The sequence below is a fragment of the Cellulosimicrobium sp. SL-1 genome (assembly GCF_011033075.1).
GTDB lineage: Bacteria > Actinomycetota > Actinomycetes > Actinomycetales > Cellulomonadaceae > Cellulosimicrobium > Cellulosimicrobium funkei.
Map to the genome: position 1 here is coordinate 221,489 of NZ_JAACJC010000005.1, position 18,244 is coordinate 239,732.

Genomic DNA, 18,244 nt, shown 5'->3' on the forward strand with positions numbered 1-18,244 from the left:
CCCGCGAGCGCGTCGACCACGAGAGAGGTTAGCCTCACCTCACGCCTGCGTCGATGTGCTGGATCCCACACGCTGCCCGCGGCCGCCCCGCCCGAGGCACCCGACGCCTCCTGGCATGCTCGGGACGTGGAGATCCCCGTCGTCTGGTCCGTGGTCCTGCTCGTCACGGCCGCCTGGAACCTGCTCATCTGGCCGCGCTTCCTCCAGCGCATCGCCAAGGACCCCCGCTCGCGCGACGCCGACGGCCGCGCGACGCGCTTCCTCACCGTGCACGTCGTGCTCATCGCGGTCTCGCTCGTGCTCGCCCTCGCCGTCGGGGTGCTGGGCGTCCTCACGCTCGTCTGAGCCGGGCCGTCGCGCGGCCCGGCCCGGGGCCCCACCGCGCCCGAGGGCGGCCCGGACTAGCGACGTCGGACGAGGTTCGCGAGCGGCGAGTGCCGAGGCACCCACCGCGCGAGCGCGGCCGCGGAGCCGGCGCCGAGCGCCGCCGTCGCCCAGACGCCCGCGGCGAGCGACCCCAGCGCCGCACCGGCCGACAGCACGAGCGGACCGAGGGCGTCGCCGGTGTCCTGGAACAGGCGCCACACGCTGAGGAAGGTCGGGCGCACGTCCGCGGGCGCGACGTCGGCGCCGAGCGTCATGACGATGCCCGAGCCCATGCCGTTCCCGACCCCGAGCACGGCCGCGACGACCGCGAGCGCGGGGGCGGTGTGCGCGAGCGGCAGCACCGCGAGACCGACGGCCATCGTGAGCATGGACGGCACGGCGACCCACAGGCGCCCGAACCGGTCCATGACCTTGCCCGCCGGGTAGAAGAGCAGCATGTCGAGCGCACCGGAGACGCCGAAGATCAGCGACGTCACCTCGGCGTCGAGCCCCAGGTGCTCGCCCCACAGGGGGATGACGGTCTGCCGGGCCCCACGGACCGCGCTCACCAGGAGGATCGCCACGCCGAGCGTCGCGAACAGGTGGCGGTAGTCGCGCGCCACGCGGGCGATGCCGACCCGCGGCACGGCCCGCGCGCCGCGCAGTCGAGCACGCCCGGCCTCCGCGGGGTCCGGCCGCACGACGGCGAGCACCACCACCGCGGTGAGCGCGGCGCCCGTCCCGAGCCAGTAGGCGCCGCGCACGTCGGTCGCGGCGATGACCGCCGCGCCCGCGAACGGGCCGAGGAACAGCCCGATCCGGTGCACGCCCGCGAGCGTCGACAGGACGCGCGCCCGGCGCAGCGGGGGCGTGATCTCGGTGAGGTACGCCTGGCGGGCGAGGTTGAAGACGGCGGTCGACGCACCGAGTGCGAGGACCCCCGCCGCGAGGCCCCACAGACTGGGGGTGAGGGCGATCGTCGCGAAGGCGACCGCCGCGACGCCCCCGGCGAGCAGCATGGCCGCACGGTCGCCGAGGCGCTGGGCGAGCGCCCCGGCGGGCAGGTCGAAGAGGATCTTGCCGATCGGCACGAGCGCGGCCACGAGCCCGGCGACCGTGAGGCTCGCGCCCCGGCCCGTGGCCGTGACGGCGACGACCGGCAGCATGGCCCCCACGCCGATCTCGAGGACGAGCGTGGGCAGGAACGCGCCGAGGACGACGCTGCGAAGCGGGAAGAGCGGTGCGTCGGTGCCCGCGCGGGCGGTCACCGGGCCTCCGCCACGGCCTCGACGGCAGGGCTCGGCACCTCGACGGCAGGGCTCGGCGCTTCGACGCCCGCGCGCAGCGCGGCCGCGTCGGGCCGGGAGACGTCGACGCCGCGGCACGCGGGGGCGTCCGCGAGGAGCTCCAGGAGCTGCGGCGCGGCCGAGGCGCCGCGGTCCCAGCGCCCCGTGACGACGGAGACGACCCAGCTCGGCGCACCGCCCTCCGGCAGCGCGAGCGTGACGAGGCGCTCGGCCTCCGGCTTGCCCGCGACGTGGCGCGGCACGAGCGCGATGCCGAGCCCCCGGTCGACGAGCTCGAGGAGCGTGTGCACGTCGTTGACCGAGCACCGCACGCGCCGGTGGACGCCGTGCGCGGCGCACGTCGCGTCGTTGACCGGCCGCGCGCCCCACGAGGGGTCGAAGTCGACGAACTCCTGGCCCGAGAGGTCGGACCACTCGACCCGGCCCCTCCCGGCGAGCGGGTGCTCGGGCGCGCACACGAGCACGAGCGGCTCGCTGCCCAGGACCGTCTGGGACAGCGGCCCCAGGTGCTCGGTGGTCGCGACGAACGCGACGTCGAGGTCGCCCTCGCGGACGCGCGCGAGGAGGTCGTGCGAGCCCGCCTGCGCGAAGTGGATCTCCACCTGCGGGTAGCGGCGGTGGAAGCGCTCGAGCAGGGCGGTCACGTCGAGGACGCCGAGGCACTGCTCCGAGCCGACGCGCAGCGAGCCGGACAGCGCGCGCGTGGCCCGGACGACCGCGTCGCGGGCGGCGGCAGCCTGCGCGAGCATGGAGCGTGCGTACGGGAGCAGCGCGAGACCGGCTTCGGTGGGCTCGACGCGCCGCGTCGTGCGCGTGAACAGGCTCGCGCCGAGCTCCTCCTCCAGGCTGCGGACCGCGGCGGAGAGCCCCGACTGCGAGACTCCGACGAGCTGGGCGGCGCGGGTGAACTGGCGTTCGTCCGCGAGCGCGACGAGGTACTCCATCTGACGAAGATCCATTGACCACTCACAGTTCTCTATTTGACAAACACTAGTTGTTGGACTTCTAGGTTATCGCTTCCTAGGCTCGAGCCGTCGCGGCCGACCGGCCTCGCTCGGGTCGTCCGGCACCCCGCCCGCGGGCGGACGACGCCCTTCCTACCCCCGACCCGTGGGAACGACCCCTCTGCAGCGGCGCACTCTCGGATCCCGGACACCGAGGTCGTGCACCCGACCCGCCCACCCCACGAAGGAGCTCCACCGATGAAGACCTTCACCCTGACCGGCACCGACATCGTCGTCCCGAACGTCGTGCTCGGCCTCATGCGCATCCAGGACAAGACCGACGACGAGGTCCGCACCCTCGTGCGCACCGCACGGGACGCCGGCATCACGTTCCTCGACCACGCCGACGTGTACGGCTCCGAGCTCCACGGCTGCGAGCGTCGCTTCGCCGAGGCGCTCGACCTCTCCCCCGCCGAGCGTGCGGAGTGGGTCATCCAGTCCAAGGCCGGCATCGTGCCCGAGGGCCCGTACTTCGACTTCTCGTACGAGCACCTCGTCGCGTCCGTCGAGGGCTCGCTCGAGGCCCTGCGCACCGACTACCTCGACATCCTGCTGCTGCACCGCCCCGACGCCCTCGTCGAGCCCGAGGAGGTCGCGCGCGCGTTCTCCGACCTGCACGCCGCGGGCAAGGTGCGGGCGTTCGGGGTCTCGAACCACACACCGGGCCAGATCGAGCTGCTGCGCCGTTACGTCGAGCAGCCGATCGTCGCGAACCAGCTCCAGCTCTCCGTCACGCACGCCCCGCTCGTCGCGCAGGGCGTCGCGGCGAACATGCAGGCCCTCGACCAGTCCGTCAGCCGTGACGGCGGGACCCTCGACTACTGCCGCCTGCACGACATCGCCGTCCAGGCGTGGTCCCCGTTCCAGGCGGGGTTCTTCACGGGCGTGTTCCTGGGATCCGAGAAGTACCCCGAGCTCAACGCGGTGATCGACCGCCTCGCCGCCCGGTACGACGTGCCGCCCATCGCGATCGCGACCGCGTGGATCACGCGCCACCCGGCGCGGATGCAGGTCGTGCTCGGCACGACGAGCCCCGACCGGGTCGCCGGCGCCGCGCTCGGTTCGGAGGTCCCGCTCACGCGCGCCGAGTGGTACGAGATGTTCCGCGCCGCGGGGTACACCGTGCCCTGATCCCCGGGCGCCGAGGGCCCGGCGCGAGCGCGTGCGGAAGGTCACGCGCTCGTCGTCCGAGGGGTCCCGCGGGGCGGTCTAGGCTCGTGCCGTGGCAACCTTCTCGGCAGTGACCCGGCAGCACATCCTCCAGGCCCTCGCGGACTGGGACGACCGGGGCCGGGACGCGTTCCTCGGGGTCTACGGGTTCACCGCGTCCCCCGGCACCCCGCTCGTCCACGAGGACCGCGTCTACGACGCGCAGGCGATCCTCGGCGTCGCGCACCGGTACGCGACCGGCCGCGTCGCGACGGCCGAGGAGTTCCGCAGCAGCCCCGTCGGCGTCGCGGACCTACTGCGCAAGCGTGGTTTCGACGTGCCCGGTGCCGCCCCCGCGGCGGCCCCCGCACCCGCGCGTCGGGCCACGGCGAAGGCCGCGCCCGCGACACGCACGCCGCGCCGCACGACAGCCCGCTCCGCGGAGCCCGAGAAGCCGCCGGCCGTGTGCCCCACGTGCTTCACGGTCCTGCCCGCGACGGGCATCTGTGACGAGTGCGGCTGACCCGCTTCGCCACCAGCGCACGACGAGGGGCGCCGTCCGGTCGGACGGCGCCCCTCGTCGTGCGTGCTGCCTCGCGCGAGGCCGCGGGCGACCGGGTCAGTTGACCTCGGACGGGTGGGCGCTCACGCGGCCCGAGCCGTCACCCGTGTCGAGGGCGTCGATCGCGGCGACCTCGTCGGCGGTGAGCTCGAACCCGAAGAGGTCGAAGTTCTCCACCATGCGCTCCTTGCGCGACGACTTCGGGAAGACGATGAAGCCGCGCTGCAGGTGCCAGCGCAGCACCGCCTGGGCGGGCGTCACGCCGTGGGCGGCCGCGGCGTCGACGACGGCCTGCTTCTCGAAGAGCGGGTACTTGCCCTGGCCGAGCGGACCCCAGGCCTCGATCTTCGTGCCGTTCGCGTCGGCCCAGGCGAGCACGTCGCGCTGCTGGTAGGCCGGGTGCAGCTCGATCTGGTCGACGGCGGGCACGACGCCCGTGGCGGCGACGATCCGGTCGAGGTGCTCGGGCAGGTGGTTGGAGACGCCGATCGAGCGCGCGAGGCCCGCGTCGCGGATCTCGACGAGCTTCGCCCACGCGTTCGTGTACTGGTCCTGCTCGGGCGCGGGCCAGTGCGTGAGGTACAGGTCGACGTGGTCGAGGCCGAGCTTGTCGAGGCTCTCGCGGATCGCGTCGTGCGGCTGCTCGCCCGACTGGCGGTCGTTCCAGAGCTTCGTGGTGACGAAGAGCTCGTCGCGGGGGATGCCGCTCTTCGCGATGGCGGCGCCGACGCCCTCCTCGTTGCGATAGATCGCCGCGGTGTCGATGTGGCGGTAGCCGACCTCGAGGGCCTCGCTCACGGCCTTCTCGGCCTCGTCCGGCGGCACGAGGAAGACGCCGAAGCCGAGCTGCGGGATGGTGTGACCGGAGTTGAGCGTCACGGTCGGTACAGAGGGAACGGTCATGCTTCCAGCGTAGGAACCCGCCTTCCACCCGTCCAACGACTGCGGCGCATACGACTCAGCGCTGCCGCTCATGAGTCGAACGGGAGCGCTGCGCGGAATGTCCGACTGGACTTCTCAGATCACGGTTTGGTTACATTGGCGCGTCCTACCCACGAGGAACCGGAGCGCACCATGTCCCGAGGCCGCCACAGCGCAGCCCCCGCCACCGCGCGCTCCTTCCGGCTCCCGGCCCTACCGACGCTGCCGGTCCGGTCGCTCAAGCTCCCCGCGCTGGCGCTCGTCACGCTGCTCGGCGCGGGTGCCGTGGGCGCGGGCCCCCAGCCTGCGGAGGGCAACCCCGACCTCGCTCCGCTGAGCGTCGAGCCCACCGCCGGCGCGAGCGTGGAGCGCGGCACGGGAGCCGCCAGCCGCTCGTCCGAGCGCGTCGCGCCGCCCACGGCGCCCCAGGAGCCCCCGGTCGTCGAGACCGCGGCGGAGATCGCCGTCGTGCCGGCCGCCCAGGCCGCCCCGACGCCCCCGCCCCTGCCGCCCGTCACCGGCCAGCTCTGGACCACCGAGGCCGTCAACGTGCGCTCCGCGCCGTCCCCGGACGCCGAGCGCGTCGCGACCACCGAGTTCGGCGCCGCCGTCGACGTCACGGGCGTCACCGAGGGCGACTGGAGCCAGATCGTCTGGGACGGCGCGGCTGCGTGGATCAAGTCGAGCTTCCTCGCGCAGTCGCAGCCCGAGGCGCCCCAGGTCGCCGCCGCGGCCGGGGGGTCGAGCGCCGGCGGCGTCTCGGACGCCGCGTGCTCGGTCAGCACCGGGATCGAGTCGTCGCTGCGCGCCAACGCGCGCGCCGTCTACCGCTCCGTGTGCGCCAACTTCCCCCAGGTCACCACCTTCGGCGGCATCCGCCCCGGCGACGACGGCGACCACGGCACGGGCCGCGCCGTCGACATCATGATCAGCGGCGAGACCGGCTGGGACATCGCGCGCTACCTGCAGGCCAACGCGGGCTCGCTCGGCATCACGTACCTCATCTACCAGCAGAAGATCTGGATGGCCGGCGACCCGGCGAGCGCGTGGTCCGGCATGGAGGACCGCGGCGGCGCGACGGCGAACCACTACGACCACGTGCACGTCAGCACGTCGTAGTCCCGCTCCCCCACGCACGCACGCCCGGCCGGCACCTGCCGCGCCGGGCGTCGTCGTCCCGGCTCACGGCACGGCCGTCACGGGCCGGTACCGCACCGCGACGGCGCCCGAGCGCAGCTCCTGCCGGTCCACCAGCTCGAGCGTGATGCGCTCGCGCAACCCCGACAGCAGCGTCGGCCCGTGCCCTGCCAGGACCGGCTGCACGAGGAACGCGTACTCGTCGATCAGCCCGAGATTCGCGAGCGCGAGCGGCAGCGTCACGCCGCCGACGAACAGCGGCCCGCCCGGCTGCTCCTTGAGCCGCCGCACCGCGTCCCCCAGGTCGCCCTCGACGAGCTCGGCGTTCCAGTCGACCTCGCGCAGCGTGCTCGACACCACGTGCTTCCTCGCCCCGTCGATCGCCTCGGCGAACGGGACGTCGCGCTCCCCCATCCAGTCCGGCCACGCGCCCGACGCCGGACGGCGCCACGCCGCCTCCATCATCTGGTAGGTGACCCGCCCGAACAGCAGCGCGTCCGCGCGCTCCGTCTCCTCGGTCCAGAACCGCATCGACTCCTCGTCGGGCGGCAGTCCCGCCTCGTGGTGGCAGCAGCCGTCGAGCGTGACGTTGATCGCGTAGCGCAGTGGCCTCATCGCGTGCCCTCCCCCGGGTACCCGCGCGACGGGCGGAGCGCCGTCGCACCGCACCAGCGTGGCAGGCGCGGCAGGCCGCGCCAAGACCCGCGCCCCGGCGCACGAGCAACGTGGATCACGAAGTCCGCGCCAGGACGATCCCCACCGGTCGGCCGACGGCGTTCGGGCCAAACCTCGCCGCTACCCTCCATCGGCCGACGAGCGGCCCTCACCCCGCGCCGCAGGCCTCCTCCAGGTTCTTCCTGAAGAAGACGGCCGAATCCTCGTAGCCGAGCGCACGGTAGAAGGACCCCGCGCGACGACTGGCGAGTGCGAGGTAGGCGGCACCCTGCTCCCGGGCCCAGTCCTCGGCGCAGCCCATCAGCTCTCGGCCGACACCGGACCGGCGGTGAGCCTCGTGGACCATCACCTCCTCGACCCAGGCGACCGGACCGTTGGCCAGGAAGGTCAGGTGACAGCTGGCCAAGAGGTAGCCCACGACGCTCCTGCCCGCCTCGGCGACGACGACCAGCGTGCTGGGCGTCTCGGCGAGGCTCTGCCACGTCCGGTCGAACGCCGCGCGTTCTGGGGCGAACGACGTCGCGAAGTCGCGAGCCAGCGGCCAGACCTGATCGGCGTCCCCCGGCTGGGCGGGTCGGACGAGCAAACGCTGGCTCTCAGGCATCGCCGCATTCTTCCCAGGTCTCACGCGTGCCGCAACGCTCTGGCAGCACACCGTGGCGTGGGAGGTCGGGGTGACGGAGGCGCAGAGACACGCTCGCGGCTCTGACTGTCGCCAGAACGCCGAAAGGCCACCTCTGACGCCCTTCGAGAAGGACTCCGAGATGGCCGACGACCTGGTGTTTCGGTGGAGCTGAGGGGACTCGAACCCCTGACCCCCTGCATGCCATGCAGGTGCGCTACCAGCTGCGCCACAGCCCCGTGGATCCGTGAAGATCCAGGTCATGCACTCCTCCGGCCGGTTTCCCGTCCTGCGGAGCGTCGCTAGTCTACGCAGAAACTGGCTCCAGATTCCAATCCGGTCCCGCGTTCCACTCGTCGAGCGGGAACCCGGCCCCGACGTTGTGCGCCACGAGGCGCCACGCGGGCGTCGCGGCGGGCGCCGAGCGGTGCAGGTGGGACCAGTGGACGTTGTGCAGCCCGGAGATCCCGCGCCAGCCCTCCGGGTCCAGGCCGAGCAGCGCGGTGACCGCGAGCGTGATCGCGGCGCCGTGCGAGACGACGACGAGCGTGTCGTCCCGCTCCAGGGACTCCACGTGCTCGGTCACGGACGCGACGAGGCGCGCCGCGACGTCGGCCTTGGACTCCGCGCCCGCGCGCACGGGCTCCTCGCCCTGGCGCCACGCCGCGTACTCCTCGGGCCAGCGCTCGGCGATCTCCGGGCCCGTGAGGCCCTCCCACTCCCCGAAGCCACGCTCGCGCAGCCGGGGGTCGTACGCGACGTCCGCGCCGATCGCCGCCGCGTACGCGCGCGCGGTGTCGGCGGCGCGCACGAGGTCGGACGCGACGACGCGCGTCGCGCGGTGCGCGCTCGCGAGGGCCTTCGCGCCCTGCTCCGCCTGCCACCGCCCGACGGCGTCGAGCGGGATGTCGACCTGCCCCTGCAGGCGCATCGACGCGTTGTACGCGGTGCGACCGTGGCGCAGGAGGACGAGCGTGCCGGCGGTCACGCCAGGGGCTCCCCCGAGAGGCGGATGGCGCCGTCGCCGCGCGTGGTGTCGTCGGTGTCGTCGGTCGTGCCGTCGCCGCCGCGCGCGTCCTCCGGCAGCTCGACCACCGGGCAGTCCTTCCACAGCCGCTCCAGCGCGTAGTACACGCGGTCCTCGGCGTGCTGCACGTGCACGACGACGTCCCCGAAGTCGAGCAGGACCCAGCGGGCCTCCTGCTTGCCCTCGCGGCGGATCGGCTTGGACCCGGCCTTGTGCATGGCCTCCTCGACGGCGTCGACGATCGCCGAGACCTGGCGCTCGCTCGACCCCGAGGCGATGAGGAACACGTCCGTGAGGACGAGCTGCTCGCTCACGTCGAGCGCGATGATCTCCTCGGCCTTGCGGTCGGACGCCGCCCGGGCGGCGATGACGGCGAGCTCGAGGGCTCGGTCGGTGGCGGTCACGTGTCTCCGTTCGTGGTGCGGCCGGTCAGCGGCCGGTGTCGAGGGTGCCGGGGTCGTCCCACGTCCGCACGGCGGCGGCCGAGGCGCTCGCGTCCTCCACGGCCAGGCCCGGGTCGTCGCGGGACACGAGCGTCCAGACGAGCAGGCCGAGGACGAACGCGACGGCGACGAGGATCAGGTAGTGCAGCCACGTGTACGACGGGCCGCGCCGCTCGTCCTCGAGGTCGTCGTCGTCCGACTCCTCGGGCTCGGCGGCACGACCGCGCACGCGGGGGAAGAGCTCGTCCGAACCGCCGGCTGGAGCAGGTGCGGACTCCCGCACGCCGCCGAAGGGCGACGACTGCTCGCGGTCCGCGCTCGCGGGCTCGGGCGCGGAGCCTGCCGTGATCGCGGACCACGGCAGGGCCGCGCCGCCTGCCTCGGCGGGCGGTGCCGGGGCGGGCGCGCGCTCGGGAGCGGGGGCGCGCGTGCCCGCCCACGGGGACGTTGCCGGTGCCGGCGCAGGCGTTCCCGGCGGGGCGGGGCTGGTGGGCGGGGCCGCGAACGCCGAGAGGCGCGGCGGCTGCGTCGCCTCGGGACGCGCGGGGCCCGCGCCCGCGGCGAGACCGCCGACCGGAGCCGACGGCGTCGCGGGGCGCACGGGGCCGGACGCACCCGGCACCGGGGGCCGCGGGGCCGCGGCAGGCGGACGCGAGGACGTGCGCGTGGGCACGACGGGCGTCGGGGCCGGCGGGCGGATCGCGACGCGCTCGGCCGTCTCCTGGACCGGCGTGAGGCGGCCGGTCTCGTCCAGGCCGCGCATGCCGCCCGAGGCGGCCGGGGGTCGCACGACCGACGGCTGTGCCGGGTGCTCCGCCGGGCCGGTCGTCTCGCGCAGGGTGCGGCGCGACGGCGGCGGGCCGGACGGCGCTGCCGGGCGCGCCGGCTGCTGCCAGCCGTCCGCACCCGGTGCCGGGGCAGGCGGGGGCGCGGCGCTCTGCGCGGACCGCTCGGCGGCGGCCGCCTGCTCGCGCTCGCGCATCTCGCGCCGGGTGAGCGGGCGGACGGGCTGCATGTTGCTGCCGTTGTCACTCATCGTGCTGACCTCGATACAAACCGTGCTTGGCGATGTACTGGACCACGCCGTCCGGAACCAGGTACCACACCGGCTGCCCGGCCTCCGCGCGCCGACGGCAGTCCGTCGACGAGATCGCGAGGGCGGGGACCTCGAGCGTCGTGACCACGCCCGGAGGCAGGCCCTCGACGCTCAGCTGGTGACCCGGGCGGGAGACAGCCACGAAGTGTGCCATCTTCCAGAGCTCGTCGGCATCCTTCCAGGTGAGGATCTGCTCGACGGCGTCCGCACCCGTGATGAAGAACAGCTCGGCGTCCGGTCGCGCGGCCCGCAGGTCGCGCAGCGTGTCGACCGTGTAGGTCAGCCCGGGCCGGTCCACGTCCACACGGCTCACCGTGAACCGCGGGTTCGACGCGGTCGCGATGACGGTCATGAGGTAGCGGTGCTCGGCCGGGCTGACGGTCTGGTGCTGCTTGAACGACGGCTTGCCCGTGGGGACGAAGACGACCTCGTCGAGGTCGAACCGCGCCGCGGCCTCGCTCGCGGCGACCAGGTGGCCGTGGTGGATGGGGTCGAACGTGCCACCCATCACCCCCAGGCGGGGCCGGCGCGGGCTCATCGACGCGTCATCGGTCGCGGGCGCTTCCGTCGTCCGGGGCGGGTCAGTGCCGCGTGCCGACGCTGCGGAACGCGTAGGTCACGAGCAGCAGGGCCACGAGCCCGCCGAACCCGAGCAGCCCGTACGCGAGCGGCGGGATGGGCAGGTGCGACGCGGCCTCGGCGCCTTCCTCGGCGGCCAGCACGACGGCAGAGATCACGACGTCCTCCTCGAAGGTCGTCCCCGGGCCGGACGGGCACGTGCCGCGGGCCGGGGTGGTGCGATGGAACGGTACGCCCGCCGGGACCGGCCCGACGGCGGACCGGACGGGCGCCGGTCGCCGACCAGTCTCTCACGACCGTCCGGGGACCTCGTCCGGCGGGTATCAGGTACCCGCCGGGGGCCGTGCGTCAGGGGCGGACGTGGCCGTCCCCGTGCACGACCCACTTCGTCGTCGTGAGCTCCGCGAGGCCCATGGGGCCGCGCGCGTGGAGCTTCTGGGTCGAGATGCCGATCTCCGCCCCGAGGCCGAACTGGCCGCCGTCGGTGAAGCGGGTCGAGGCGTTGACCATGATGGCGGCGGAGTCGAGCTCGGCGACGAATCGCTCCGACGCCGCGAGGTCGCGCGTGACGATCGCCTCGGTGTGGCCCGACGTCCAGGTCCGCACGTGCTCGATCGCGGCGTCGAGGTCGTCGACGACGCGCACGGCGATCTCGGGCGCGAGGTACTCGGTCGCCCAGTCCTCGTCCGTGGCCGCGAGCACGTCGGTGCCCGCGGGCGCGAGGCCGGCCGTGCGGTCGTCGCCGTGCACGACGACGCCCGCCTCGGTGAGCGCGGCGAGCGCGGCCGGGAGGAACTCGGGTGCGGCGTCCGCGTGGACGAGGAGCGTCTCCGCGGCGTTGCAGACGCCCACGCGCTGCGTCTTGGCGTTGAGGAGGATCTCGAGCGCCATGGCCCGGTCCGCGCTCGCGTCGACGTACACGTGGACGTTGCCGACCCCGGTCTCGATGACGGGGACGGTCGACTCGCGCACGACGGTGCGGATGAGGTCCGCCCCGCCGCGCGGGACGAGGACGTCGACGAGACCCCGCGCGTGCATGAGCGCGACGGCGCCCGGGCGCCCGTACCGGTCGATCGACTGCACGAGGTCGCCGGGCAGCCCCTGCGCCTCGAGCGCACGGGCCAGCACGCCGACGATCACCTCGTTGGAGCTCGCCGCCGCGGACCCGCCGCGCAGGATCACCGCGTTGCCGCTCTTGAGCGCGAGGCCTGCGGCGTCGACCGTCACGTTGGGGCGCGCCTCGTAGATCATGCCGACGACGCCCATGGGCACGCGCAGCTGGCGCAGGCGCAGGCCGTTCGGCAGCGTCGAGCCGCGCACGACCTCCCCCACCGGGTCGGGCAGGCCCGCGAGCGCGCGCAGCGCGTCGGCGATCGCGGCGACGCGCGGCGCGTCGAGCGCGAGCCGGTCGAGCAGCCCCTCGCTCATGCCGTTCGCGCGCTCACGCTCCAGGTCGACGGCGTTCGCGGCCACGATCTCGTCGGTCGCCGCGACGAGCGCGTCGGCGAGCGCGAGGAGCGCGGCGTCCTTCGTGGCGCGGGTCGCGGTCGCGAGGGTGCGCGACGCGACCTTGGCGCGGCGCGCGACGCTCTCGACGGCCGCCGCGACGTCGGTCGGGGCGTCGGTCGCGGCTGCGGCGGGACCGGCGGTCCCGGGCTCGGCGGCGCCCGCGACGACGGGCGCGTCCTCGGTGGTGGTCATGGTCCGAGCCTACGTCGGCGGCCGTCGCGCCGGGAGCGCCGTCCGGCCCGCGGTCAGCGCGCGCGCCGCCGCACGAGGACGAGGTCGTCGCGGTGCACGACCTCGCGGTCGTAGCCCTCGCCGAGCTCGGCCCGCAGCTCCGTGGTCGACCGGCCGAGGAGGTCCGGGATGTCGCGTGACTCGAACGCGACCAGACCCCGGGCGACCACGCGCCCGTCGGACGCCACGAGCTCGACCGGGTCGCCGGCGTCGAACTCGCCCTCGACCGCGGTGACCCCGGCGGGCAGCAGCGAGGCGCGCCCGCCCTGCACGGCCCGCACCGCGCCGTCGTCGAGCACGAGGCGGCCGCGCGTGCGCGCCGCGTGCGCGAGCCAGAGCCGACGGCGCGTCGTCCGCCTGCCCGTCGCGGCGAACCAGGTCCCGACCGGCTCGCCGGCGAGCGCCGCGGCGGCGTGCTGCGCCTTGGTGAGCACCACGGGGATGCCCGTGCCGGTCGCGATGGAGACCGACTCGAGCTTGGTGAGCATGCCGCCCGTGCCGACCGCGCTCCCCCGTCCCGTCACCTCGACGCCCTCGATGTCGGCCGGCGAGCGCACCTCGGCGATCCTCCGCGTGCCCGGGCGCGACGGCGGGCCGTCGTACAGGCCGTCGACGTCCGTGAGCAGGACCATGGCGTCGGCCCGCACGAGGTGGGAGACGAGCGCGGCGAGACGGTCGTTGTCGCCGAAGCGGATCTCGTCGGTCGCGACGGCGTCGTTCTCGTTGACGACGGGCACGACGCCGAGGTCGAGCAGGCGCTCGAGCGAGCGCTGGGCGTTGCGGTAGTGCCCGCGACGCACCGTGTCCTCCGCGGTGAGGAGCACCTGCCCGACGCGCAGCCCGTGCGCCGCGAACGCCTCGGCGTACCGGGCGACGAGCATGCCCTGCCCGACCGACGCCGCGGCCTGCGCCGTCGCGAGGTCGCGCGGTCGGCTCGCGAGGCCGAGGGGGCCGATCCCGGCGGCGATGGCGCCGGACGTGACCAGCACGACCTGGCCGCCGTCCGCGCGTCGGGCCGCGAGGACGTCGACGAGCGCCCGCAGGGCCGCGAGGTCGAGGTGGCCGTCGGCGCCCGTGAGCGACGACGAGCCGATCTTCACGACCACGCGACGGGCGGAGGCGATCTCGGAGCGGGAGGACAGCGCGTTCACGCGCCCATCATCGCCGCCGGAGGGCCGCCGCCGCGCACGATTTCACGGACCAGGACGCCTGCGCCCGGGACCGACCCGCTCCCGGGCCGCGCCGAGGACGACCCGGGCACGGCCGAGGGCCCGGTCCCCCACGGGGAACCGGGCCCTCGGCGGCGCGGACGACTCCGGGTCGGGCGGACTCCAGGTCAGTCGGACTCGGGGTCAGTCCAGGTGCCGGCCTGGCGCTCGGTCCACAGCTCGCGCCGCGCCTCCGCCTTGGCGTCCATGCGCTCGTGGTGCTCGCGCCGCTTCTCCGAGCGGGTCGGGCGCAGGCTCTCGTCGAGGCGGTTGTCGGAGCCGCGCGGGCCGCCGAGCAGCTCGGAGCCCGACATGAGCGTCGGCTCCCAGTCGAAGACGACCGCGTTGACGTCGGTGCCGATGCGCACCTCGTCGCCCGCGACGGCGCCCGCCTCGAACAGCTTGTCCTCGACGCCCAGACGCGCGAGGCGGTCCGCGAGGTAGCCCACGGCCTCGTCGTTGGAGAAGTCCGTCTGGCGGACCCAGCGCTCCGGCTTGGCGCCGCGCACCTCGAACCAGTAGTCGGTCGCCCCGCCCTTGCGCTTGACCGTGAACCCGGCCTCGTCGACCGCGCGCGGCCGCAGCACGACGCGCGTCGGCTCGGGGGCGGGCGCCTCGGCGCGCGCCTTCTCCACGAGCTCGGCGAGCGCGTACGTCAGCGGGCGCAGGCCCTCGTGGCTCGCGGTCGAGATCTCGAACACCCGCAGGCCGCGAGCCTCGAGGTCGGGCTTGACGAGCTCGGCCAGGTCGCGAGCCTCAGGGACGTCGATCTTGTTGAGGACGACGAGGCGCGGACGCTCGGTGAGCGGCACCCGCCCGCCCTCGATCTCGAGGTCCTGCGCGTAGGCCGCGAGCTCGGCCTCGATGACGTCGAGGTCGCTGATCGGGTCCCGGCCGGGCTCGAGCGTCGCGCAGTCGAGCACGTGCACGATCACCGCGGTGCGCTCGATGTGGCGCAGGAACTCCAGGCCGAGGCCCTTGCCCTCGCTCGCGCCCGGGATGAGGCCAGGGACGTCCGCGACGGTGAAGCGCGCCGACCCGGCCTGCACGACGCCCAGGTTGGGCACGAGCGTCGTGAACGGGTAGTCGGCGATCTTGGGCCGCGCCGCGGAGATGGCGGCGACGAGCGACGACTTGCCCGCGCTCGGGTACCCGACGAGCGCGACGTCCGCGATGGTCTTCAGCTCGAGGACGACGTCCCGCTCCTCGCCCGGCTCGCCGAGCAGGGCGAAGCCCGGCGCCTTGCGGCGCGGGGACGAGAGCGCCGCGTTGCCGAGACCGCCCCGGCCGCCCTCGGCCACGACGTACTCGGCGCCCTCGCCGACGAGGTCGGCGAGCACCGTGCCGTCGGGCGACTTGACGACCGTGCCGTCCGGGACGCGCAGGACGAGGTCCTCGCCGTTGGCGCCGTCGCGGTCGTCGCCCATGCCCTGGGTGCCCGACGTCGCGTGGCGGTGCGGCGAGTGGTGGTACTCGAGGAGCGTCGTGGTCTGGGAGTCGACGACGAGGCGGACGGTGCCGCCGTCACCGCCGTTGCCGCCGTCGGGGCCGGCGAGCGGCTTGAACTTCTCGCGCCGGACCGAGGCGCACCCGTTCCCCCCGTCGCCGCCGGAGACGTGCAGGACGACACGGTCGACGAAGCTGGCCATGGAGGGATCCTCTCAGAGGTGGGTCGTGCGGTGCCGCAGTCGCGGCGGGTGGTGCGGCCCGTGGGGACGGGCGCCGGAAACGGCAGGAGGGGCGCACCGCGTCGGTGCGCCCCTCCTGCTCGAAGCCTCTGTGGCTGTCGCTCAGCCCTCGGCGGAGACGATGTCGACGACCTTGCGGCCGCGACGGGTGCCGAACTGGACCGCGCCGGCGGCCAGGGCGAACAGCGTGTCGTCCTTGCCGCGGCCGACGTTCTCACCGGGGTGGAAGTGGGTGCCGCGCTGGCGGACGATGATCTCGCCCGACTTGACGACCTGCCCGCCGAAGCGCTTCACGCCGAGGCGCTGGGCGTTGGAGTCGCGACCGTTGCGCGAGGAGCTCGCGCCCTTCTTGTGTGCCATGACGAACCTGCTTTCGTGCTGGTCTGCTGAGGGAGGGTGCCGGCGGCGCGGCGCGGCTCGGGGCCGCTAGCTCGCGCCGGGCGAGATCACTTGATGCCGGTGACCTTGAGGCGGGTCAGCTGCTGACGGTGACCCTGGCGACGGCGGTAACCGGTCTTGTTCTTGTACCGCAGGATCGTGATCTTCGGACCCTTCTCGTCCCGCACGACCTCGGCGGTGACCTTGACCTTCGCGAGCTTCGCCGCGTCGGTGGTCACCTTCTCCCCGTCCACCAGCAGGAGAGCGGGCAGCTCGAGGGACTCACCGGCCTTGGCGGACACCCGGTCCACCACGAGGATGTCGCCGACGGAAACCTTCTCCTGACGGCCACCGGCCTTGACGATCGCGTACACCACGTTGCTGCTCATCTCTCCTAGTCTTGGCGTGCTCGTCACGGCGAGTTCGTCTTGGAGACTCCGACCACGCCGCGGCGTGCGAGTGCGAGTCGTCCGTGGGCACACGGGACCGGCGCGCCTGGGCGCGCCGACGTCCAAGATTACGGACCGCAGGGCGTCCTGGTCAAATGGCGCGCGCGGACCCCGGCGCGGGCGACCGCTCCGGGGCGCGGACCAGGCCTCGCGCCGAGGAGCGCGGACGGCGGCGCCTCCGCGCGACGAGATCGTCGGCCGACCCTACTCGAGGACGAACGTGACCTCCAGCACGACCTGCCAGGCCGTGATGCGGCCGTCGGCCACGTCGACCTTCTGCTCCTTGACCCACGCGCCCGAGACGTTGCGCAGCGTGCTCGCGGCGCGCTCGACGCCGATCCGCACGGCGTCCTCGAAGCTCGTGTCCGACCGCGCGCTGATGTGCGTGATCCGTGCCACCGTTCCGCTCATGCCGGCTCCCCGGTCCAGGGCGGGCGCCCCGATGCGCCCGCGCACCCGTCGAGCATCCCGCCGTCCCCGTGGCCGCGCCACCGGGGCGCCTCCCGCTCGGGCCCTGCCCGGCCCACCCGGGCGCGGGGTCCGCCGTCGTGCCTACGCTGGCCGTGGAGGTGGTCGTATGCGCCCCGCGGACCCGCCCGACCACGCGCGCCAGGACGACGCCGTCGCCGCGGCGATGCGCACGGTCCACCGCCGCGGCTTCCTCCCCCGCGCGCAGCGGCGCTGGGCCGCGCAGGACCGGCCGCTCGCCATCGGCCACGGCCAGACCAGCTCGCAGCCGTCGACGGTCGCGGCGATGCTGCGCCTGCTCGACGTCGCCCCGGGCGCCCGGGTGCTCGACGTCGGCGCCGGGTCGGGCTGGACGACGGCGCTGCTCGCACGGCTCGTCGGGCCGACCGGGCACGTGCTGGGCGTCGAGCGCCACGCCGACCTCGCCACGTGGGGCGCGGAGAACCTCGCCGCGGTGCGCGCGCCGTGGGCGCGCCTCGTCCTCGCGACGCCCGGCGTCCTCGGCACGCCGGGCGAGCAGTACGACCGGGTGCTCGTCTCCGCCGCCGCCGAGACCCTCCCCCGCGCCCTCGTCGACCAGCTCGTGCCCGGCGGGCGCCTGGTCGTCCCCGTGCGGCACACGATGCTCGTCGTCGTGCGCGACCTCGACGCCCCGGACGGGGTGCGGGTGAGCGAGCACGGGTCCTACTCGTTCGTCCCGCTCGTCGAGGACCCGGCGGGACCGGCCGCGCCGCCGTCCTGACGGCGCCACGGGGCTCCTGGCAGGTGCACCCGGCAGCGCGCCTCGTAGCTCTCGGCGCCGCCCACGTGCGCGGCGACCGGCGCGAGCGGGTCGCCCGCCCCGCGACCGTCGGGCTCCGGCTCCCGGACGGCGCGCACGTGGAACGCGGCGTCCTCGCCGCACACCGCGCACACCGCCGTGAGCTTGTCGACGCGCTCGGCGAGCGCCGCGAGCGTGGGCAGGGGCTCGAAGGGCCGCGCGTCGAACGTGACGTCGAGCCCGGCGACGACCACGACGAGCCCGTCGTCGGCGAGCCGCTGGACGACGTCGACGAGCTCCGGCCCGAAGAAGTGCGCCTCGTCGACGGCGACGAGGTCGAGCGGCCCGGCGGCGCGGACGATCCGCTCGAGGTCGTGCGCGTCGCGGGCGGTGCGCGAGGGGATCGCGAGACCCGAGTGCGAGCTCACCGTGCCGGTGCCGCGCCGGGTGTCGAGGACGTGCCCGACCACCTCGACGCGGCGCCCCGCGACCTCCGCGCGCCGGACCCGGCGCAGGAGCTCCTCCGTCTTGCCGGCGAACATGGGGCCGCACACGACTTCGACGCGTCCGCCGGGTCGGGGCGTCGGGAGCCCTGCGTCACCGGCCCCGGGAACCGTCCCGGGGGCGCCCGGGCGTGCCGCGTCGCTCATGCGAGCAGTGAACCA

22 protein-coding genes and 1 tRNA gene are annotated in these 18,244 nt (G+C 74.8%); 5 read left to right on the top strand and 18 right to left on the bottom strand.

Annotated elements, in window-relative coordinates; all coding sequences use genetic code 11:
- Positions 1-126: 126 nt before the first annotated feature.
- Positions 127-345: a hypothetical protein gene (locus tag GWJ10_RS09510; RefSeq protein WP_086151137.1), complete on the top strand. Its 219-nt coding sequence runs from the start codon at positions 127-129 to the stop codon at positions 343-345.
- A 56-nt stretch (positions 346-401) separates the two neighbouring features.
- Here the strand turns inward: GWJ10_RS09510 and GWJ10_RS09515 are convergent, their stop codons facing one another.
- Both GWJ10_RS09515 and GWJ10_RS09520 read right to left on the bottom strand, forming a co-directional pair.
- Positions 402-1,634, bottom strand: a complete 1,233-nt coding sequence (locus tag GWJ10_RS09515) for an MFS transporter (RefSeq protein WP_163187089.1) — start codon at positions 1,632-1,634, stop codon at positions 402-404.
- Positions 1,631-2,632 carry a LysR family transcriptional regulator gene (locus GWJ10_RS09520; protein ID WP_083711899.1) on the bottom strand — a complete coding sequence of 334 codons (1,002 nt, stop codon included), beginning with the start codon at positions 2,630-2,632 and terminating at the stop codon, positions 1,631-1,633. Before GWJ10_RS09520 ends, GWJ10_RS09515 begins: the two co-directional genes overlap by 4 nt.
- Before the next feature lie 243 nt (positions 2,633-2,875).
- On the opposite strand from GWJ10_RS09520, the gene GWJ10_RS09525 reads away from it, so the two are divergent.
- Positions 2,876-3,808 (top strand): aldo/keto reductase, encoded by a 933-nt coding sequence (locus tag GWJ10_RS09525; RefSeq protein WP_163187091.1) that lies wholly within the window; start codon positions 2,876-2,878, stop codon positions 3,806-3,808.
- Positions 3,809-3,899: 91 nt separating this feature from the next.
- Positions 3,900-4,349 carry a hypothetical protein gene (locus tag GWJ10_RS09530; protein ID WP_034651120.1) on the top strand — a complete coding sequence of 150 codons (450 nt, stop codon included), beginning with the start codon at positions 3,900-3,902 and terminating at the stop codon, positions 4,347-4,349.
- A 96-nt stretch (positions 4,350-4,445) separates the two neighbouring features.
- Here GWJ10_RS09530 and GWJ10_RS09535 read toward each other — a convergent pair whose 3' ends face one another.
- Entirely contained in the window at positions 4,446-5,291 is an 846-nt protein-coding gene (locus GWJ10_RS09535; protein WP_076405613.1) for an aldo/keto reductase, read from the bottom strand.
- Positions 5,292-5,462: 171 nt separating this feature from the next.
- On the opposite strand from GWJ10_RS09535, the gene GWJ10_RS09540 reads away from it, so the two are divergent.
- Positions 5,463-6,428 carry an SH3 domain-containing protein gene (locus GWJ10_RS09540; RefSeq protein WP_163187093.1) on the top strand — a complete coding sequence of 322 codons (966 nt, stop codon included), beginning with the start codon at positions 5,463-5,465 and terminating at the stop codon, positions 6,426-6,428.
- Between the two features lie 63 nt (positions 6,429-6,491).
- On the opposite strand, the gene GWJ10_RS09545 is transcribed toward GWJ10_RS09540, so the two are convergent.
- From GWJ10_RS09545 to GWJ10_RS09610, 14 genes are all read right to left on the bottom strand, one after another.
- Entirely contained in the window at positions 6,492-7,061 is a 570-nt protein-coding gene (locus GWJ10_RS09545; RefSeq protein ID WP_163187095.1) for a dihydrofolate reductase family protein, read from the bottom strand.
- 208 nt (positions 7,062-7,269) lie between these two features.
- Entirely contained in the window at positions 7,270-7,725 is a 456-nt protein-coding gene (locus GWJ10_RS09550) for a GNAT family N-acetyltransferase (RefSeq protein ID WP_163187097.1), read from the bottom strand.
- Positions 7,726-7,909: 184 nt separating this feature from the next.
- Positions 7,910-7,982 (bottom strand) — tRNA-Ala (locus GWJ10_RS09555).
- A 68-nt stretch (positions 7,983-8,050) separates the two neighbouring features.
- Complete coding sequence (locus GWJ10_RS09560) at positions 8,051-8,731, bottom strand: histidine phosphatase family protein (RefSeq protein WP_061266781.1); 681 nt, start codon at positions 8,729-8,731, stop codon at positions 8,051-8,053.
- Positions 8,728-9,174 carry a ribosome silencing factor gene (gene rsfS, locus GWJ10_RS09565; protein WP_163187099.1) on the bottom strand — a complete coding sequence of 149 codons (447 nt, stop codon included), beginning with the start codon at positions 9,172-9,174 and terminating at the stop codon, positions 8,728-8,730. The genes GWJ10_RS09560 and rsfS overlap by 4 nt, the downstream gene beginning before the upstream one ends.
- Before the next feature lie 25 nt (positions 9,175-9,199).
- The gene (locus GWJ10_RS09570; RefSeq protein ID WP_163187101.1) at positions 9,200-10,249 is read right to left on the bottom strand and encodes a hypothetical protein; all 1,050 of its coding nucleotides are present in this window, start codon (positions 10,247-10,249) and stop codon (positions 9,200-9,202) included.
- Complete coding sequence (gene nadD / locus GWJ10_RS09575; protein ID WP_031316993.1) at positions 10,242-10,847, bottom strand: nicotinate-nucleotide adenylyltransferase; 606 nt, start codon at positions 10,845-10,847, stop codon at positions 10,242-10,244. The genes GWJ10_RS09570 and nadD overlap by 8 nt, the downstream gene beginning before the upstream one ends.
- Before the next feature lie 43 nt (positions 10,848-10,890).
- A complete protein-coding gene (locus GWJ10_RS09580; RefSeq protein ID WP_021483496.1) occupies positions 10,891-11,046 on the bottom strand; it encodes a hypothetical protein in 156 nt (51 codons plus the stop codon).
- 190 nt (positions 11,047-11,236) lie between these two features.
- A complete protein-coding gene (locus GWJ10_RS09585; protein ID WP_163187104.1) occupies positions 11,237-12,589 on the bottom strand; it encodes a glutamate-5-semialdehyde dehydrogenase in 1,353 nt (450 codons plus the stop codon).
- Between the two features lie 53 nt (positions 12,590-12,642).
- Complete coding sequence (gene proB / locus GWJ10_RS09590; protein WP_163187266.1) at positions 12,643-13,770, bottom strand: glutamate 5-kinase; 1,128 nt, start codon at positions 13,768-13,770, stop codon at positions 12,643-12,645.
- A gap of 194 nt (positions 13,771-13,964) precedes the next feature.
- Positions 13,965-15,485 carry a GTPase ObgE gene (gene obgE, locus GWJ10_RS09595; protein WP_061266785.1) on the bottom strand — a complete coding sequence of 507 codons (1,521 nt, stop codon included), beginning with the start codon at positions 15,483-15,485 and terminating at the stop codon, positions 13,965-13,967.
- Between the two features lie 141 nt (positions 15,486-15,626).
- Positions 15,627-15,884, bottom strand: a complete 258-nt coding sequence (rpmA, locus tag GWJ10_RS09600; protein ID WP_021482383.1) for a 50S ribosomal protein L27 — start codon at positions 15,882-15,884, stop codon at positions 15,627-15,629.
- Between the two features lie 86 nt (positions 15,885-15,970).
- Positions 15,971-16,279, bottom strand: coding sequence for a 50S ribosomal protein L21 (rplU, locus tag GWJ10_RS09605; RefSeq protein WP_198163222.1), 309 nt, complete (start codon positions 16,277-16,279; stop codon positions 15,971-15,973).
- Positions 16,280-16,555: 276 nt separating this feature from the next.
- The gene (locus GWJ10_RS09610; RefSeq protein ID WP_021482381.1) at positions 16,556-16,762 is read right to left on the bottom strand and encodes a dodecin family protein; all 207 of its coding nucleotides are present in this window, start codon (positions 16,760-16,762) and stop codon (positions 16,556-16,558) included.
- 166 nt (positions 16,763-16,928) lie between these two features.
- On the opposite strand from GWJ10_RS09610, the gene GWJ10_RS09615 reads away from it, so the two are divergent.
- Entirely contained in the window at positions 16,929-17,561 is a 633-nt protein-coding gene (locus GWJ10_RS09615; protein WP_163187106.1) for a protein-L-isoaspartate O-methyltransferase, read from the top strand.
- Here the strand turns inward: GWJ10_RS09615 and GWJ10_RS09620 are convergent.
- Complete coding sequence (locus tag GWJ10_RS09620; protein WP_163187108.1) at positions 17,504-18,229, bottom strand: thymidine kinase; 726 nt, start codon at positions 18,227-18,229, stop codon at positions 17,504-17,506. The genes GWJ10_RS09615 and GWJ10_RS09620 overlap by 58 nt on opposite strands.
- Positions 18,230-18,244: the final 15 nt, after the last annotated feature.

Excerpts from the sequence above, each read along its gene's own strand:
- nadD (WP_031316993.1), bottom strand. The coding sequence starts at position 10,847 with ATGAGCCCGCGCCGGCCCCGCCTGGGGGTGATGGGTGGCACGTTCGAC.
- obgE (WP_061266785.1), bottom strand. The coding sequence starts at position 15,485 with ATGGCCAGCTTCGTCGACCGTGTCGTCCTGCACGTCTCCGGCGGCGAC.
- GWJ10_RS09585 (WP_163187104.1), bottom strand. The coding sequence starts at position 12,589 with ATGACCACCACCGAGGACGCGCCCGTCGTCGCGGGCGCCGCCGAGCCC.
- GWJ10_RS09520 (WP_083711899.1), bottom strand. The coding sequence starts at position 2,632 with ATGGATCTTCGTCAGATGGAGTACCTCGTCGCGCTCGCGGACGAACGC.
- GWJ10_RS09535 (WP_076405613.1), bottom strand. The coding sequence starts at position 5,291 with ATGACCGTTCCCTCTGTACCGACCGTGACGCTCAACTCCGGTCACACC.
- GWJ10_RS09570 (WP_163187101.1), bottom strand. The coding sequence starts at position 10,249 with ATGAGTGACAACGGCAGCAACATGCAGCCCGTCCGCCCGCTCACCCGG.
- GWJ10_RS09525 (WP_163187091.1), top strand. The coding sequence starts at position 2,876 with ATGAAGACCTTCACCCTGACCGGCACCGACATCGTCGTCCCGAACGTC.
- GWJ10_RS09540 (WP_163187093.1), top strand. The coding sequence starts at position 5,463 with ATGTCCCGAGGCCGCCACAGCGCAGCCCCCGCCACCGCGCGCTCCTTC.
- GWJ10_RS09620 (WP_163187108.1), bottom strand. The coding sequence starts at position 18,229 with ATGAGCGACGCGGCACGCCCGGGCGCCCCCGGGACGGTTCCCGGGGCC.
- rpmA (WP_021482383.1), bottom strand. The coding sequence starts at position 15,884 with ATGGCACACAAGAAGGGCGCGAGCTCCTCGCGCAACGGTCGCGACTCC.
- GWJ10_RS09545 (WP_163187095.1), bottom strand. The coding sequence starts at position 7,061 with ATGAGGCCACTGCGCTACGCGATCAACGTCACGCTCGACGGCTGCTGC.
- GWJ10_RS09615 (WP_163187106.1), top strand. The coding sequence starts at position 16,929 with ATGCGCCCCGCGGACCCGCCCGACCACGCGCGCCAGGACGACGCCGTC.
- GWJ10_RS09610 (WP_021482381.1), bottom strand. The coding sequence starts at position 16,762 with ATGAGCGGAACGGTGGCACGGATCACGCACATCAGCGCGCGGTCGGAC.
- GWJ10_RS09550 (WP_163187097.1), bottom strand. The coding sequence starts at position 7,725 with ATGCCTGAGAGCCAGCGTTTGCTCGTCCGACCCGCCCAGCCGGGGGAC.